The organism is Mesorhizobium sp. M1A.F.Ca.IN.020.03.2.1 (assembly GCF_004023205.1).
Taxonomy (GTDB): Bacteria; Pseudomonadota; Alphaproteobacteria; order Rhizobiales; family Rhizobiaceae; genus Mesorhizobium.
The window spans coordinates 36,983-51,959 of record NZ_RZSV01000011.1 but is presented as its reverse complement, the minus strand read 5'-3'; the positions used below and the strand labels follow the sequence as shown (position 1 = coordinate 51,959).

Annotated in this window: 11 protein-coding genes; 10 read left to right on the top strand and 1 reads right to left on the bottom strand. The window is 66.0% G+C overall.

The annotated features are described in order from the left end of the window. On the bottom strand, positions 1-183 hold a 183-nt coding region (locus tag EOA79_RS33125), incomplete at its 3' end, for a hypothetical protein (RefSeq protein WP_206639227.1). Positions 184-189: 6 nt separating this feature from the next. Here EOA79_RS33125 and EOA79_RS03785 point away from each other — a divergent pair. The 10 genes from EOA79_RS03785 (at position 190) to EOA79_RS03740 (ending at position 14,977) form a co-directional block, all read left to right on the top strand. Beyond that, positions 190-591: a PTS sugar transporter subunit IIA gene (locus EOA79_RS03785; RefSeq protein WP_095825513.1), complete on the top strand. Its 402-nt coding sequence runs from the start codon at positions 190-192 to the stop codon at positions 589-591. Continuing rightward, positions 588-884, top strand: coding sequence for an HPr family phosphocarrier protein (locus EOA79_RS03780; protein ID WP_095799052.1), 297 nt, complete (start codon positions 588-590; stop codon positions 882-884). Before EOA79_RS03785 ends, EOA79_RS03780 begins: the two co-directional genes overlap by 4 nt. A 173-nt stretch (positions 885-1,057) precedes the next feature. Further along, on the top strand, positions 1,058-2,458 hold the full coding sequence (gene ahcY / locus EOA79_RS03775) for an adenosylhomocysteinase (protein WP_095825512.1): 1,401 nt from the start codon (positions 1,058-1,060) through the stop codon (positions 2,456-2,458). 188 nt (positions 2,459-2,646) lie between these two features. After that, a complete protein-coding gene (locus tag EOA79_RS03770) occupies positions 2,647-5,202 on the top strand; it encodes a PAS domain-containing sensor histidine kinase (RefSeq protein WP_095825581.1) in 2,556 nt (851 codons plus the stop codon). Between the two features lie 6 nt (positions 5,203-5,208). Continuing rightward, positions 5,209-6,720 (top strand): tRNA (adenosine(37)-N6)-threonylcarbamoyltransferase complex ATPase subunit type 1 TsaE, encoded by a 1,512-nt coding sequence (gene tsaE / locus EOA79_RS03765; protein WP_095825511.1) that lies wholly within the window; start codon positions 5,209-5,211, stop codon positions 6,718-6,720. Next, positions 6,717-7,478, top strand: a complete 762-nt coding sequence (locus EOA79_RS03760; RefSeq protein WP_127335979.1) for a nucleotidyltransferase family protein — start codon at positions 6,717-6,719, stop codon at positions 7,476-7,478. Before tsaE ends, EOA79_RS03760 begins: the two co-directional genes overlap by 4 nt. A 60-nt stretch (positions 7,479-7,538) precedes the next feature. After that, positions 7,539-10,658 (top strand): double-strand break repair protein AddB, encoded by a 3,120-nt coding sequence (gene addB, locus EOA79_RS03755; RefSeq protein ID WP_095825509.1) that lies wholly within the window; start codon positions 7,539-7,541, stop codon positions 10,656-10,658. Beyond that, positions 10,655-14,167 carry a double-strand break repair helicase AddA gene (gene addA, locus EOA79_RS03750; protein ID WP_095825508.1) on the top strand — a complete coding sequence of 1,171 codons (3,513 nt, stop codon included), beginning with the start codon at positions 10,655-10,657 and terminating at the stop codon, positions 14,165-14,167. Before addB ends, addA begins: the two co-directional genes overlap by 4 nt. Positions 14,168-14,241: 74 nt before the next feature. After that, positions 14,242-14,565 (top strand): thioredoxin, encoded by a 324-nt coding sequence (gene trxA, locus EOA79_RS03745; protein ID WP_041000044.1) that lies wholly within the window; start codon positions 14,242-14,244, stop codon positions 14,563-14,565. 130 nt (positions 14,566-14,695) lie between these two features. Beyond that, a complete protein-coding gene (locus tag EOA79_RS03740) occupies positions 14,696-14,977 on the top strand; it encodes a cupin domain-containing protein (protein ID WP_067002933.1) in 282 nt (93 codons plus the stop codon).

The window sequence follows — 14,977 nt, the reverse complement described above, 5'->3', positions numbered from 1 at the left end:
GCTGTCGATAGCGCCTTTTTCATGATCCGGTCCGGATTTTTTGCTGCAATGCGTCAAAATGGACCGGGGCGTCGCAATTTTGGGCTTGTCAACCGGCCGTGCGTCGACAAGATAGCGCTCCCGCCGCCTGGAATGGTTGGCGAACATAAAATACGCCAGTGAAGCGGCGATGACGGGAGCCACCAAAGAATGATCGGACTCGTGCTCGTGACGCACGGTCAACTCGCCACCGAGTTCCGGCATGCCGTCGAACACGTGGTGGGGCCACAGGACAATTTCGAAACGGTCGCGATCGGCGCCGACGACGACATGGAGAAGCGCCGGGCCGACATCATCGACGCGGTGGCACGCGTCGACACCGGGGCCGGCGTCATCGTGCTCACCGACATGTTCGGCGGCACGCCTTCCAACCTCGCCATCTCGGTGATGGAATCGGGCCGCACCGAGGTCATCGCCGGCATGAACCTGCCGATGCTGATCAAGCTCTCCTCGGTCCGCAAGGGCGACAACATGGCCGCCGCGCTCGACGAGGCGCAGGCCGCGGGGCGCAAGTACATCAACGTCGCCAGCCAGCTTCTGAGCAGCAAATGAACGCCCATGCGCCGGAAAAAGACGAGGTTGTGCGTGAGTTCCCGATCGTCAACCAGCGCGGCCTGCATGCCCGCGCCTCGGCCAAGTTCGTCCAGGTCGCCAGCGGCTTCGACGCAACCATCCATGTCGAGAAGGACGGCGTGAAGGTCGGCGGCACCTCGATCATGGGCCTGATGATGCTGGCGGCAAGCCCCGGCTATTCGATCCGCGTCACCGCCAGCGGTCCGCAAGCCGGTCCGGCCATGGACGCGCTGGAGCAATTGGTCGCCTCGCGCTTCGGCGAGGAAATCTGAAGGTTCGCCGATCGGTGCCGCGCATTGTCTCCAAAGACATGCACGAATAAAGATTTCTTTATATCCCATTGTCGTTTGGCAGCCGATCTGCTAGTCAGGCCGGCAATCCGCGCCCTCCATGCGCCGTCCCGGCGCCGGCGCGCTTTTGAAGACAATCACACCGGAGCACTGCCATGACGGGTAGCAAGGACTATGTGGTCGCCGACATTTCGCTTGCCGGCTGGGGCCGCAAGGAGATCGAGATCGCCGAAACCGAGATGCCGGGCCTGATAGCCTGCCGCGAGGAATTCGGCGACAAGAAGCCGCTCAAGGGCGCGCGCATCACCGGCTCGCTGCATATGACGATCCAGACCGCGGTGCTGATCGAGACGCTGAGAGCGCTGGGCGCCGATATACGCTGGGCCTCCTGCAACATCTTCTCCACCCAGGATCACGCCGCCGCGGCGATCGCCGAGGCCGGCATTCCGGTCTTCGCCATCAAGGGCGAGTCGCTGGAGGACTACTGGGATTACACCGACCGGATCTTCCAGTGGGCCGACGGCGGCACGTCCAACATGATCCTCGACGACGGCGGCGACGCCACCATGTACATTCTGCTCGGCGCGCGCGCCGAGGCGGGTGAGGACGTGCTGTCCAGTCCCGGCAGCGAAGAGGAAGAGATCCTGTTCGCCCAGATCAAGAAGCGCATGAAGGCTTCGCCGGGCTTCTTCGCCAAGCAGAAGGAAGCGATCCGCGGCGTCACCGAGGAGACGACCACCGGCGTCAACCGCCTCTACCAGCTGCAGAAGAAAGGCCTGCTGCCCTTCCCGGCGATCAACGTCAACGACTCCGTCACCAAGTCGAAGTTCGACAATAAATACGGCTGCAAGGAATCGCTGGTCGACGGCATCCGCCGCGGCACCGACACGATGATGGCCGGCAAGGTCGCGGTCGTCTGCGGCTATGGCGACGTCGGCAAGGGCTCTTCGGCCTCGCTGCGCGGCGCCGGCGCTCGCGTCAAGGTGACCGAGGTCGACCCGATCTGCGCGCTGCAGGCCGCGATGGACGGCTATGAAGTGGTCACGCTGGAAGACGCAGCCCCCACGGCCGACATCGTCATTACCACCACCGGCAACAAGGACGTCGTCACGCTCGACCATATGCGGACGATGAAGGACATGGTGATCGTCGGCAACATCGGCCACTTCGACAACGAGATCCAGGTGGCGTCTCTGCGCAACCTGAAATGGACCAACGTCAAGCCGCAGGTGGACATGATCACCTTCCCCGACGGCAAGCGGATGATTCTTCTGTCCGAAGGCCGCCTGCTCAACCTGGGCAACGCCACGGGCCATCCGAGCTTCGTCATGTCGGCTTCGTTCACCAATCAGGTGCTGGCTCAGATCGAGCTCTTCACCAAGCACGGCCAGTACCAGAACCAGGTCTATGTGCTGCCCAAGCACCTCGATGAGAAGGTGGCGCGGCTGCATCTCGACAAGCTTGGCGCGCGCCTCACCGAGCTCTCTTCCGAGCAGGCGGCCTATATCGGCGTGACGCCGCAGGGCCCGTTCAAGCCTGAGCACTACCGCTATTAACCAAAACGAAAATATCTACAACATATTGAAGCCGGGTGTTGACTTTCCGCCCCGCTTCATTTTTTGCGCCTGTGATTCTTCACGCCGATTCCGGCAGGCGTTATTGTTGTGATTCGCGGTCCGGGGACAGTTGGGCCGGGGACGCATTCAGGGCGGTCTTGCATTCAAGCGGCGAAGAGGACCAAGACATGCCGGGGGATAACCCGCCACGCGCGGGAAAGGCCGTTTCCGGCGGCCACGAGGATTCGATCACGACCGGCTCCGCCGCGGCGGGCGGAGCCCTCTCATGGCGCGCCGGCGCCCGTCTCGGCACGCTTCTTGCCGCCGCCACGTCTGCCGCCCCATTGCTGAGCGTTGTGGCGCATGCCGATACCGGCGTGGCCGCGGCGGTCAGCACGGTCGAAGTGATGCAGCTTGCCATGTTTGCCGGCGTCATGGGGGCAGCCCTTGTCTCGGCCATCTTCCTGATCCGCGAGCGGGCACGGACGGCGTCGCAAAATGTCCAGCTCAGGGCGCGAATCGCCGACGTCAACGCGGCCTTGCAGCGCTCCGAGGCGCTGCTCAATTTGCGCGACCAGCGCGTCGTCGTGTGGAGTTCCGAGATCAAGAAACCGGAGCTGATCGGCAGCCTGCCGCTCGAAAGCGGCGCACCGGACGAGCGGCCCGCCTTCCTCGCTTTCGGCCGCTGGCTGATGCCGCGCTCCGCCGCGGCGCTCGAGAACGCCATAGCGGCGCTGCGCGACCAAGCGAAAACTTTCGATCTCGTCATCGAAACGCAAGCGGGCATGCCGCTGGAGGTGCATGGCCGCAAGAGCGCCGCGCATGTCTTGGTCCGCTTCATATCGCTGTCGGAAACGCTGCGCAGCCAGGCCCGGCTGAAGGTCGAGAATCAGCGGCTCAGCGCCGACTACGATACCATGCTCGGCTTGCTCGACGCGCTGAAGATGCCGACATGGCTGCGGGCGGCCGACGGGCGGCTGAAATGGGTCAACCGCGCCTATGCCGAGGCGGTCGAAGCGGAAAGCGCGGAGGCCGCCGTGCGCGAAGCCAAGGAGTTCCTCGGCGGACAGGCGCGCGAGCAGATTGCCGAACAGCACAAGTCGCGCCCCGTCTTCGAGCAGACATTGTCGACGGTCATCGAGGGTGATCGCCACATGTTTTCGGTCACCGACTTTGCGAGCGCCGACGGCTCGGCGGGGCTCGCCTGCGACATCAGCGCGATCGAGACGATCCGCGCCGAATATGAGCGCACCGTGCGCAGCCATGCCGACACGCTCGACCAGCTCAACACGGCGGTGGCGATCTTCGATACCGACGAAAACCTGCGCTTTTTCAACCAGGCATTCCAGAAACTGTGGGGCCTGGACGGCGGCTTTCTGCACAGCGCCCCCTCCAACGCGCTGCTGCTCGACCGGCTGCGCAGCGAAGGCAAGATCGCCGAACAGCCGGAATGGCGGCGCTGGAAAGAGAACCTGCTCGGCGCCTATCGCGCCGTCGAATCGCAGGAGCATTGGTGGCACCTGCCGGACGGCAAGACGATCCGCGTGGTGGCCAACCCGCAGCCCAAGGGCGGCGTCACCTGGGTGTTCGAGAATCTGACCGAGAAGATGGACCTCGAAAGCCGCTACCAGACCGCCGTGCGTGTGCAAGGCGAGACGCTGGACAATCTGGCGGAGGGCGTGGCGGTGTTCGGCCCGGACGGACGGCTGCGCCTGTCCAACCCCGCCTTTATCGCGCTGTGGGGGCTGGCGCCGGACGCGATCAAGGCTAACGTGCATGTCTCGGCGATCCGCGATCTTTGCGACCAACGCGCGGCAGACAGTCCGTGGGGCGGCTTCGTCGCCGCCATCACCGGCTTCGACGACGAACGCCGCGACAGCCACGGCCAGGCGGAACTCGTCAACGGCACGGTGCTGAGCTATGCCGTGATCCACCTGCCCAACGGGCAAGTGATGATGACCTTTGTCGACGTCACCGACACCGTCAATGTCGAGCGGGCGCTGAAGGACAGGAACGAGGCGCTGGAGAAGTCAGACCAGTTGAAGAACGAGTTCGTGCAGCACGTTTCCTACGAACTGCGCTCGCCGCTGACCAACATCATCGGCTTCACCGAACTGCTGTCGCTGCCGACGACGGGACCGCTGACGCCGAAGCAGCGCGAATATGTCGAGCATGTCGGCTCGTCGTCCTCGGTCCTGCTCACCATCGTCAACGACATACTGGATCTCGCGACGGTCGATGCCGGCATCATGCAGCTCGACATTTCCGAGATGAGCATCGACAGGACGATCGCTGCGGCCGCCGAGCTGGTCGCGGACCGGCTGGAGGAGCATCAGATCAAGCTCAAGGTCGACGCTGCATCGGCGCCGAAGAGCTTCCACGGCGACGAGATCCGGGTCCGCCAGATCCTCTACAATCTCTTGAGCAATGCCGCAAATTATGCGCCAGCGGCGAGCACGATCACGCTCGCTTGCCGTCAAATGGCAGACGGCGTCGAATTCTCGGTGCATGACGACGGGCCGGGCATGCCGCCGGACGTGCTGGAATCGGTCTTCCGACGCTTCGAGCCGCGCGCCAATGGCGGCCGCCGACGCGGCGCCGGGTTGGGACTGTCGATCGTCAAGAGCTTCGTCGAATTGCACGGCGGAACGGTGCGTATAGAGACCGGAGCGGACAAGGGCACGACCGTGATCTGCACCTTCCCGGAGACGCCCTCCGGCGGCATCCGCGAAGCGGCCGAGTAACGCGCTTTGGCAGAAACGGTGTTGGAACGATTTCTCGCCGACGAGGCGGCGACCGCGAGGCTTGGCGAAGACCTTGCCATGGCGCTGCGGGCTGGCGACGCAATTGCGCTGAAAGGCGATCTCGGCGCCGGCAAGTCGACGCTCGCCCGCGCGCTCATCCGGGCGCTTGCCGACGACGCCGGCCTCGAAGTGCCGAGCCCGACCTTCACGCTGGTGCAGAGCTACGAGACGCGGATACCCGTGCACCATTTCGACCTCTACCGCCTGTCCTCGCCGGACGAGCTCGACGAGCTCGGCCTCGACGACGCGCTGGCGCAGGGCGCGGCACTGATCGAATGGCCGGACCGAGCCGGCGACCAGCTGCCGGCAAATGCGCTCCAGGTCGAGCTTATCGAGCAGGGCGCGGGCCGGTCGGCAAGGATCTCCGGACAGGGAGCCGCCTTCGAGCGCGCGGCGCGCTCGCTGGCGATGCGTGATTTCCTGGCCTCGGCCGGCTGGGGCGAAGCGAGCCGCCGTCATTTCGTCGGCGACGCGTCCGCCCGTTCCTACGAGATCGCCTCGCTTCCCGGCCGGGCGCCGCGGGTGCTGATGAACTCGCCGCGCCTGGTGCTCGGACCGCCGGTGCGCGACGGCAAGCCTTACGCCGTGATCGCTCACACCGCACAATCGGTCGCCGCCTTCGTCGCCATCGACCGGGCGCTTCTCGCCGCCGGCGTCAGCGTGCCGCTTATCCATGCGCAGGACCTCGATCAGGGCTTTCTGTTGCTCGAACATCTCGGCTCGGAAGGATTTTTGGGCGGCGACGGCCAGCCGATCGTCGAGCGCTATGAGGCAGCGGCGGAGCTGCTCGCCATGATGCATGGTAAGGCCTGGCCCGACCGCATGGAGGCCGCGCCGGGCGTGTACCACGACGTTCCGCCCTTTGACCGCGAGGCGATGCTGATCGAAGCGGACCTTCTGGTCGATTGGTATGTGCCGATGGTCACCGGCGAGCCGGCAAGCGATGCATTGCGGGCAGGCTACCACAAGGCATGGAACGCGGTGCTCGACCGGCTCGAGGGCCAGGAATACACGCTGATGCTGCGCGACTTCCATTCGCCCAACATCATCTGGCGGGCAGAGCGTTCCGGCCTCGATCGGCTCGGCATCATCGACGTGCAGGACGCGCTGATTGGCCCGGCGGCTTACGACGTCGCCTCTTTGGCCATGGATGCGCGTGTCACCGTCTCGACCGAGATCGAGCGGCGGACGGTCGAAGCCTATGTCGCAGCGCGGCGTTCGGCCGGCGCCTTCGACGAAGCCGGCTTCGCCGAGGCCTATGCGATCATGGCGGCGCAGCGCAATTCGAAGATCCTCGGCATCTTCGTGCGGCTCGAAAAGCGCGACGGCAAGCCCTACTATCTGAAGCACCTGCCGCGCATCCGCGCCTATCTGAGGCGGGCGCTGGCGCATCCGGCGCTTGCCGGCCTGAAGGAATTTTACATGGCCCACGGCCTGCTCGAGGAGCGCTCGCCATGAAGCCGAAGACCGCGATGGTGCTTGCGGCCGGTCTCGGCAAGCGCATGCGGCCGATCACCGACACGATGCCGAAGCCGCTGGTGAAGATCGCCGGCAAGGCCTTGCTCGACTGGGGGTTGGACAGCCTGGAAGCCGCCGGCGTCGCCAGCGCCGTCGTCAACGTTCACTACCTGCCGGAGCAGATCATCGCCCATGTCGCCGGCCGCCGGGCGCCGAAGATCGACATTTCCGACGAGCGCGCGGGCCTGCTGGACTCGGCCGGCGGCATCGTCAAGGCGCTGCCGTTCCTGGGGGGCGAGCCTTTCTACATCATCAATGCCGATACGTTCTGGATCGACAGCGGCGAGCCCAGCCTCGAGCGCCTCGCCCTTGCATGGGACGCCGCTAGAATGGATATTCTGCTGATGCTCACCGATCTCGACTCAGCGATCGGACACTGCGTCGGCACCGACTTCCTCGTGGCGCCGGACGGCGCGCTGCACCGGTCCAAAGGCGACCCTGCCGGCTTGATCTATGCCGGTGCCGCGATCATCGATCCGCGCATCTTCAAGGATGCGCCCGAAGGCCCGCATTCGATCAACGCCTATTTCGACAAGGCAATCGACGCCGGCCGCCTGTTCGGCATGAAGATGAGAGGCCGCTGGATCACCGTCGGGACGCCGGACGCCATTCCGGCGGCCGAAGCGGCGGTCACCGGCGCGCCCGCGACCGCATCGGCCCAAAAATCGGGTCCGATTTTTGGAAAGCACGATGCGTAGACTCAAAGAGTTAGATCGTCGTTTGTGCGCCCAAACGGGCGCACAAAGATCTAATGCGGTATGAGCGGCTCGCGCCGCGTCTTGTCCATCCCGTCCGGAGCGCCGTTCCTGCCGACGCTGGCGGAGGCGTTGCTCGAAGGCCGCCTGATCCCAACCTTCCGCTTCGACGGCGAGCCGCTGGCGCTGGCTGACGCGACCATCTATGTGCCGACGCGGCGCGCGGCGCGCGCCCTGCGCGGCGCCTTCGTCGACATGCTCGGCAGACGCTCGGCCATCTTGCCGACGGTGCGGCCGCTCGGCGAGTTCGACGAGGACGAGGCCGCCTTTGACGCCGAGGCGGCACCGGCAATAGACCTCGCACCGCCGATCGCCGCGCAGGAAAGGCTGCTGTTGCTGGCGCCGCTGGTGCGTGCCTGGAAGGAAAGCCTGCCGGCGCACGTCCGGACGCGCTTCAACGAGGAGTTCGTTGTGCCGACCTCGGCCGCCGACGCCATCTGGCTTTCGCGCGACCTTGCCCGGCTGATGGACGAGATCGAGACCGAGGGGACGGATTGGGCGAAGCTCGCCACGCTGGTCACCGGCAACCTTGCGGGCTGGTGGCAGGTGACGCTCGATTTCCTCGGCATCGTCACCGACAACTGGCCGGAGTTGCTCAAAGAGCGTGACCGCTCCAATCCGGCCGCGCACCGCAGCGCGCTGATCCGGCTGGAAGCGGCGCGGCTGAAGCGCAGTCCGCCGACCGGACCGGTGATCGCCGCCGGTTCGACCGGCTCCATTCCAGCCACGGCCGAGCTGCTTGCCGTGATCGCCGGCTTGCCGAACGGCGCCGTCGTGCTGCCCGGGCTCGACCGCGAGCTCGACGACGCGTCCTTCGCGGCGATAACCGCGCCCGGCGCGCGGCCGGCAACACTTGGTCACCCACAATACGGCCTCGCCAAGCTGATCGGCAGCATTGGCATTGAGCGCCGCGATGTCGAGGAGATCGGCGCTGCGTCAAGACCGCTTGCATTACGCGCCGCCCTTGTCGGCGAGGCGCTGCGGCCGGCCGAGACCACCGAGCTTTGGACGGAGTCGCGGCCGCGTTTCCCGGTCAGCGATGTCGAGCAGGCGCTGGCCGGCGTGACGCTCGTCGAGGCTGCCAATGAGCGCGACGAGGCGGCAGCGATTGCCATTGCGCTTAAGCGCGCAGTGGAAATGCCGGGCAAGCGCGCGGCACTCGTCACCGGCGACCGCGCCCTGGCGCGACGCGTCTCGGCCGAGCTGCTACGCTTCGGCGTCGTCGCTGACGATTCCGGCGGCACGCCGCTAGCCAACACGCCGGCCGCCAGCCTGCTCAGGTTGGCGCTAGGCGCAGCATTCCGGCCAGGCGATCCGGTGGGTCTATTGTCGCTGCTCAAGCATCCGCTGCTTGGCCTCGGTCTCGAACGCCAGAGCGTGCGCAAGGCTGCCGAGCTGATCGAGCTGGTGGCGCTGCGCGGCGGCACCGGCCGGCCGGACGTCGCTTCCCTCGACGCGCTTTTCGAGACGCGGCTCGCGGGCCTTGGCGGCGACAGCCGTCAGCCCTTCTGGTTCCAGCGCCTCACGGTACGCGGTATCGAAGAGGCGCGGGCAGTGCTCAATCGCCTCACCGATGCGCTATCCCCGCTCACTGCGATGCGCGGCGAGAAGGATGCCGATATCGCGACATTGACGCGGGCGAGCGTCGTGGCGTTAGAAGGTCTCGGCCGCGCGGCCGATGGCAGCCTGACCAGCCTCTATGCCGGCGACGCCGGCGAGAAGCTCGCCGAGCTGCTGCGCGGGCTGGTTGCCGTGTCATCGCCGTTTATGATCGGTGCGGGCGAATGGCCCGACGTGATGGAGGCGCTGCTCGCGCCGGAAACGGTCAAGCCGGCGCAAGGCACCGACCGCAACATCGCCATCTGGGGCGCGCTGGAAGCTCGCCTGCAAAGCGTCGACACGCTGGTCATCGGCGGCCTCAATGAAGGGGTCTGGCCGCGCAAGCCCGAGAGCGACCGGTTCATGTCGCGGCTGATGAAGACCGGCATCGATCTCGAGCCGCCGGAGCGGCGCATCGGCCTGGCCGCGCATGATTTCCAGATTGCGATGGGTACTGAAACGGTGGTGCTGACGCGCTCGGCCCGATCCGGCGACGCGCCGGCGGTGCCGTCGCGCTGGCTGCAGCGCATCGTCACCTTCATCGGCAAGGACCAGGCGACGGCAGTTCGCCGGCGCGGCGACGCGCTGCTTGCCTGGGCGCGCGCGCTCGATGCCGGCGACAGGAAGGATTTTGCGTCTCGCCCACAGCCGAAACCGCCGCTGCACCTGCGGCCACAGCATTTCTCGGTCACCGAGATCGAGACGCTGCGCCGCGACCCCTATGCGATCTATGCCAGGCGGATTCTCAGCCTGATGCCGCTCGACCCGGTGATCCGCGACCCCGGCGCTGCCGAACGCGGCACGCTGTTCCACGAAATCCTGCATTTGTTCTCGCGAAGGATGGAGGATCCGAGGGCGCCGGGCGCGCTGGCAGCCCTCATCGAGGCCAGTCGCGCGTGCTTTGCCGACGCGGCACTTCCGCCCGATATCGAGGCGGTGTGGTGGCCGCGCTTCGAAAAGCTCGCGGAAAACATCATCGAATGGGAGCATACCCGCGCCGACGCCGTCGCCCGGCGCTATGCCGAGGAACGCGCCGAAAAGACCGTTATCGGCCGCACCGGCATCACGCTTTCGGGCTATGCCGACCGGGTCGACCTTCTCGCCGGCGGCATGGCCGACATCCTCGACTACAAGACCGGTTCCTCGCCTTCGAAGGCGCAGGCGCATACGCTTCTGTCGCCGCAGCTGGCACTCGAGGGCGCGCTTCTTCGGCGGGGCGCCTTCAAGGAGCTCGGCATCTGCGAGCCCTCGCAGCTTGCCTTCGTGCGGCTGAAGCCGAACGGTGAGGTGTTCGAGGAATCGATCCTCGAATACAACCGCAAGCCGAAGACCGCCAACGAGCTTGCCGAGGAAGCGTGGGCGCGGCTGGAAAGGCTGCTCTTCCACTATGCTGACCCGACCACCGGCTATCTGTCACGCGCGCTGCCGTTCCGCGAAGGCGAGGCCGATGGCGACTACGACCATCTGGCGCGCGTGCTGGAATGGTCGGCCGGCGGCGCAAGCGAGGACGAGGCGGAAGGATGAGATATCCGATCCCCTCCGACACCGCCGCCAGCCAGGCGCGCGCTTCCGATCCGCAAAATTCCGCCTGGGTCTCGGCCAATGCCGGCTCGGGCAAGACCCATGTGCTGGCGCAACGCGTCATCCGGCTTCTGCTCAACGGCACCGATCCGTCGAAGATCCTGTGCCTGACCTACACGCGCGCCGCCGCCGCCAACATGTCGAACCGCGTGTTCTCGACGCTGTCGGAATGGACGGCGCTTCCCGACGCCGAGCTCGCGACACGGATAGCCGCGCTCGACGGGCGGTCGGCCGATCGCGATACGATGCGGCGCGCGCGTCGATTGTTTGCCGAGGCGCTGGAAACGCCGGGCGGCCTGAAAATTCAGACCATCCACGCCTTCTGCGAATCGGTGCTGCATCAGTTCCCGCTGGAAGCCAACATCCCGGCGCATTTCGAGATGCTCGACCCGCAGATGGAGGCCTCGCTTTTCGCTGATGCGCGACGCGACATGATCTCGGGTGCCGGCACCGGTGTCGAAGGCCTGGCGGAAGCCTTTGCCACGGTGCTGGAGCGCGGCGGCGAGTTCGGGCTCGACATGCTGCTCTCCGAGATCGTGGGCAAGCGCGACGAACTGCGCGCCTTTATCGAAAAGCTGGGCAAGGACCGGGAGTTCCGGCTGCTGTTCGCCGAATTCGGCTTCAACCCCGGCCAGACGGCAGCCGGCATTGCCGCTTCGGTCTGGCCGCTGCCGGGCTTTGCGCCGAGCCAGTTCGCTGAATTCGGGCGCGCCGCCGAAGCCGCCGACGCGCGGCAGGTGCTGAACAACGTGCTGCCCTATGCGCAGACCGCTTTTGCCGAAGCTGATCCGATCAGGCGACTGCGACTGCTCGCCAAGGCATTTCTGCGCTCCGATGGCGACCCTTACGATCCACCGAAAATCTTCAAGAAAGCGCTGGTGGACAGGCTGCCCGACCTGCCCGAGCGCTATCTCGCGGCGGCCAAGGCGATCCTCGATGTATCGGACCGGCTGGGGCTGTTCCGCATGCTCGAAGGCACGGCCGCTGCGCTCACCGTCGCCGGCTGGCTGATCGCCCGCTACGAGCAGCTGAAGCGAAGCCGCGGTTTCCTCGACTTCAACGATTTGATCACCCGCACGGTCAGCCTGCTGTCGCGGCCCGATGCCGGGCCGTGGGTGCAGTTCAAGCTCGACCAGGGCATCGACCATATCCTGCTCGACGAGGCGCAGGACACCAGTCCCGACCAGTGGGAAGTGGTGAAGAAGCTGACGGAAGAATTCTTCGCCGGGTTCGGCCAGCGAGAGACGGTGCGGCGCACGGTGTTCGCCGTCGGCGACGAGAAACAGTCGATCTACTCCTTCCAAGGCGCGGCGCCCGATTCCTTTGCCGAAAGCCGGCTTTTGTTTGCCGGGCGGGTGCGCGACGCGGAGGCTTCGTTTGCCGACCTGAAGCTCACCTGGTCGTTCCGCTCGAGCGACGACGTGCTTGCCGCCGTCGACCGCGTCTTCGCCGAGCCAGGCGTGCGACGCGGCATCAGCCACGATCCCGATCCGCTCAGCCACAAGGCGATCCGCACCGATGCGCCGGGCTATGTCGAGGTGTGGCCCTCGATCGGCGCCGAAATGGTCGAAGAGCCCGACGACTGGACCTTGCCGGTCAACCACGCCAGCGCGCCCGCCGTGCGCGTGGCCGAACATGTGGCAACGACGATCCAGAACTGGCTGCGCAACGGCGAGGCCATCGAAGGCAAAGGCCGCAAGCTGACCGCCGGCGACATCCTGGTGCTGGTGCGCAAGCGCGATCGCTTCGTGCACGCGCTGTCGCGCAGCCTCAAGAACCGGCAGATCCCGGTTGCCGGCGCGGACAGGCTGAGCCTTCCCGGCCATATCGCCGTGCAGGACCTGATCGCGCTCGGCCATTTTTTGATTCAGCCGGAGGACGACTTGTCCCTGGCCGCCGTGCTGCGCAGCCCGATCTTCGAGGTTTCCGAGGAGACGTTGCTCACGCTCGCTGGCGAGCGGCCAAAGGGCCAGTCGCTGATCGCCTCGCTCCGGCAGCATGCCGGCGGAGACGAGGTCTTGGCCGCCGTTGTTAGCCGGCTCGATGGCTGGGCGACTGAGGTGGCGTTCAAGCCGGTGTTTGAATTCTATGCCGCCGCGCTTTCGCGTGACGGCCTGCGCCGCAAGATGACGGCCCGGCTCGGGCCGGAAGCCGGCGACATCCTCGACGAGTTCCTGAGTTTCTGCCTGGCTGAGGAACGTACCGGCCTGCCGGGGCTGGAATCCTTCCTCTCGACGCTGGAAAACAGCGGGCCGGAGATCAAGCGCGAGATGGACCAGACCCGCAACGAGGTGCGCGTCATGACCGTGCACGCCGCCAAGGGCCTGGAGGCGCCGGTCGTCTTCCTGGTCGACGGCGGCTCGGCGCCGTTCAGCGACCAGCACCTGCCGCGGCTGATGGCCTTCGAAAGCTCGGGCGCTGATTGGAAGGGCAAGGGCTATCTCTGGCGCTCGGCGAGTGACGTCGCCAACGGCGTTTCGAAAGCGGCCTCGGCGCGGGCGCGCGAGCTTGCCGACGACGAATACCGGCGGCTGCTCTATGTCGGCATGACGCGCGCCGAGGACCGGCTGATCGTCTGCGGCTATCACGGCAAGCGCGCGCCGAGCACCGGCACCTGGCATTCGATTGTCAGCCGGGCACTGCTGGGTGCGCCGGAAAGCGCTGAGCGGCGGCATCCGGCGACACCCGACGTGGCGGTGCATCGCTTCCATATGACCAAGCTGCCGCCGATGGCGCTCAATCAGGCTGAGGAGACGATACCGTTCGATCATGCCGCGCCGCTGCCGGACGGCCTGTTCCGGCCGCTGCCACCCTATGAGGACTTGCCGCGGCCGCTCTCGCCTTCAGGCGCCTCGGCGCTGATCGACGAAGCGACGGAAAGCTTGCCCGACACGCGCTCGCCGGTGCTCGATGCGGAAACCGAACCCGGCTTTGCGGTGATGCGCGGGCTTGCACTGCACAAATTGCTGCAGATGCTGCCCGGCATCGCCGAGGACGAGAGGCGGAGCGCGGCCGAACGCTATCTGGCGCGCGCCGGCGCCGACTGGCCGGCCGAAGAGCGCGACACCGCGCTGGAAGCCGTGCTTTCCATCCTGTTCGACAGAAGCTTCGGGGCGCTGTTCTCGCCGTCCTCGCGGGCGGAAGTCGCCATCATGGGCAGCCTGGAGGTGAAGGGCAAGCTGCGCTCCATCTCCGGCAAGATCGACAGGCTGGCGGTCACTGCGGAAACGGTCTCGATCGTCGACTACAAGACCAACCGGCCGGCGCCGGCCAGCCTGGCCGAAGTGCCGCCGGCCTATGTCCTGCAGCTTGCGCTCTACCGCGCGCTGCTTCAGCCGCTCTATCCGGGCCGCATGGTGACGGCCGCGCTGCTGTTCACCGAGGCGCCGCGCCTGATCGAGCTGCCGGCAGCGGCCATGGACGGTGCCCTTGCCCGACTCACGGGAGCGTGACACAAGAACTGCTTGAACATCGCCACCACAGCCACCACATTTGGTGCAACCCGAGTTTTCGAAAGGATTTCAGCATGGCCACCGTCAAGGTCGACAAGGGCAATTTCCAGGCCGATGTGCTCAATGCCAAGGAGCCGGTCGTGGTGGATTTCTGGGCCGAGTGGTGCGGTCCGTGCAAGATGATCGCCCCGGCTTTGGAAGACATCGCCAAGGAGCTCGGCTCGAAGGTGAAGGTCGCCAAGCTCAACATCGACGAGAATCCCGAGTTGGCCGCCCAGTACGGCGTGCGCTCGATCCCGACGCTGATGATCTTCAAGGGCGGCGAAGTGGCCGACATGAAGGTGGGTGCGGCGCCGAAGACGGCGCTGTCGCACTGGATCAATGGCAGCCTCGCCTGAGCCAATCCGAATATCAGAAAGATCGAGCCCGGCCATTGCGCCGGGCTTTTTCCTTGGCGCCATCGCTGACGGCGCTCTGGCCCTGACGCTTCGGGCAGCCATCTCCTTTCCTTAAGAAAAGGAGAGTCCCATGACCGGAACAGCCAAGGCCACAGTTCACGTCGACAATGAGCGCGTGATCGTCACCGAATACCGTTTCGCCCCGGGCGCCAACACCGGCTGGCACCGCCATGGCCACGACTATGTCATCGTGCCGCTGATGGACGGCAAGGTGAAGCTGGTGACCAAGGACGGCGAATCCTTCGCGGAGATGAAGCAAGGCGCGCCCTATTTCCGCCGGGAAGGCGTCGAGCACGATGTCATCAACGCCAATGACGGCGAATACGCCTTCATCGAGATCGAGCTGAAATAA